The 2,265-nt window shown below is 65.1% G+C and carries 1 protein-coding gene; it reads left to right on the top strand.

Annotated features, from left to right (window positions below):
- The first annotated feature begins 606 nt into the window (after positions 1 to 606).
- Positions 607 to 2,133 carry a group II intron reverse transcriptase/maturase gene (gene ltrA / locus SSP24_RS42240; RefSeq protein WP_308794847.1) on the top strand — a complete coding sequence of 509 codons (1,527 nt, stop codon included), beginning with the start codon at positions 607 to 609 and terminating at the stop codon, positions 2,131 to 2,133.
- Positions 2,134 to 2,265: the final 132 nt, after the last annotated feature.

Genomic DNA, 2,265 nt, shown 5'->3' with positions numbered 1-2,265 from the left:
TGTGCGCCACGAGGCGCTGAGGAATCGAGCGGGAGGAGGAACCCGCCGCTGGTCATCGCAGTGACCGGTTGAAGCTGGAGGCAGGTGGAGCCCCGGGTTGGGGGCGAAGCTGGAAGCAGCCTCGACAACGTAGGGGCGGACCGACACCACCAGACGGTTCGTGCCCGCAAGCGAAGACGGAATGGGTGTAAGGAGACTGAATCGGTGGTTGAAGCCCCGTGAGTCGTCAGCGGCCTGCCGAATCTGGTGGATGGGCCGCGCCGCAGTGCTGGAGAGCGCTCTATCCGGTGGCCTCTCCTCTTCCGGCGTCTTTATCCTGTGGGCGCCGGGAGGCCCGGACCAAGACTGCGATGTGCGGTCCGTGGCGATACTGCCGGGGTAAAGCCGGGCACCGAAGCCGTCGCAGAGATTCTCAGTGAACGTGGGAAGCGATCTGGCATCGCCCTTCCCGTCCGGCAGCCGGCCGGGCGGCGGGCAGGCGCGACGCCCGCTGATGAGACCAGATCGTGGCGGAGTCGCCGTAGTACTCAGAGACCGGGAAAGCCGGTCACACGGGAAAGGGCGACAGCGTGACAGCAGCAGGGCTGCTGCCGGGGAGGGACGTTGTTGAACAACGACGCGCCGCCGACAACGACTTGGCCGGGCAGTATGGCGGCCGGGCGGCGGGTACTCGACCATCAGCTCAAGCTGCACCGATGGGCACGGAACGAGCCGGGTCGCCGGTTCGAGGATGTATTCAACTTGATCTGTGACCGGGCCACGTTGTTGGTGGCCTGGGAACGGGTGTCCGGCAACCAGGGCGCCAGGACGGCGGGCGTGGACGGGCTGACCCGGTACCACGTCGAGGAACGCCTGGGAGTGATTCCGTTCCTTGAGGAGCTTCGCTCCTCGCTCAAGGACGGGTCCTTCACGGCGCTGCCGGTCAAGCAGGCGGTGATCCCCAAGAAGAACGGAAAGGTCCGTTACCTGGGTATCCCGACTCTGCGTGACCGGGTGGCGCAGATGGCCCTCAAGCTGATCCTGGAGCCGATTTTCGAGGCCGATTTCTACCCGTCCAGCTACGGGTATCGGCCGGGACGTCGGGCTCAGGATGCCATCGCCGAAATCCACCACTGCACAAGCAGGCCGTCGAACTACGAGTGGGTCATCGAGGGCGACATCAAGGCTTGCTTCGACAACGTCGACCACCACGTCCTCATGGATCTGGTGGCCGAGCGCATCAAGGACCGCAAGGTCCTGCGGCTGGTCAGCGCGTTCCTGCGGGCCGGAGTCGTCGAGCTGCAGGGCGGGTTCGCGGAGTCCCTCACCGGTACTCCGCAAGGAGGAGTCGCCTCCCCGCTGCTGGCCAACATCTATCTCTCTGTCCTGGACCGGCATTTCTCGCGGACCTGGGACACCGAGATGAGCCCGGCGTGGCGCCGACAGCATCGACGCCGCAAGGGGCTGCCGAACTTCCGGCTGGTGCGTTATGCCGACGACTTCGTGGTGCTGGTTCACGGCACGAGGGAAGACGCTGAGGCGCTGAAGGCGGAGATCGGTGAACTGCTGGAGAGCAGACTACGGATGACCCTCTCGGAGGAGAAGACCCACATCACCCACATTGACGACGGGTTCGTCTTCCTGGGCTTCCGCATCCAGCGCAGGTCTTGGGGCGGCGGCCGTCGTGTGGTGCTCACCATTCCTTCCAAGCAGTCTCTGGCATCGGTGATGCACAAGATCAAGAAACTGACGGGGCGGGGCACGACCTCGCGCTCGTTGGAGGAGGTGCTGCGGGCGGTCAACCCGGTCCTGCGGGGCTGGGCGGCCTACTTCCGCTACGGCGTCTCGAAGAGAACGTTCGCGTATCTCGGCTGGTACGCATGGCGGAGGATGAATCTGTGGATTCGCCGCAAGCACCCCTGTCTGACCTGGAAGCAGATGCGTCGCCGCTACTTCGCGGCGGACAGCATCGCGGAGGGTGGGATCACCCTCTACAACCCGGCGAAGATGAAGGTCGAGCGTTATCGCTTCCGCGGAGCGCAGATCAGCACGCCATACAACATCGACGAGGTCGATCCACGCGGGGCACGTTTCCGCCGGACCAGCCACGACGATGTGGCCTTCGTCGGCCAGGTCAGTGAATACCTCGCCTGAATCCATCGGATCACGGGGAGAGCCGGATGCTCGGCCAACGGGCACGTCCGGTTCGGCGGGCGGGGACGGGAAGACCGACACCCGAGAAGGTGCACGGCGTCCCGTCCCCGACCCAACTCATCAAGAAGGGCA

The organism is Streptomyces spinoverrucosus, from assembly GCF_006539505.1.
In the GTDB taxonomy this organism is placed as follows: domain Bacteria; phylum Actinomycetota; class Actinomycetes; order Streptomycetales; family Streptomycetaceae; genus Streptomyces; species Streptomyces spinoverrucosus.
This window is presented reverse-complemented; position numbering and strand designations above follow the sequence as displayed.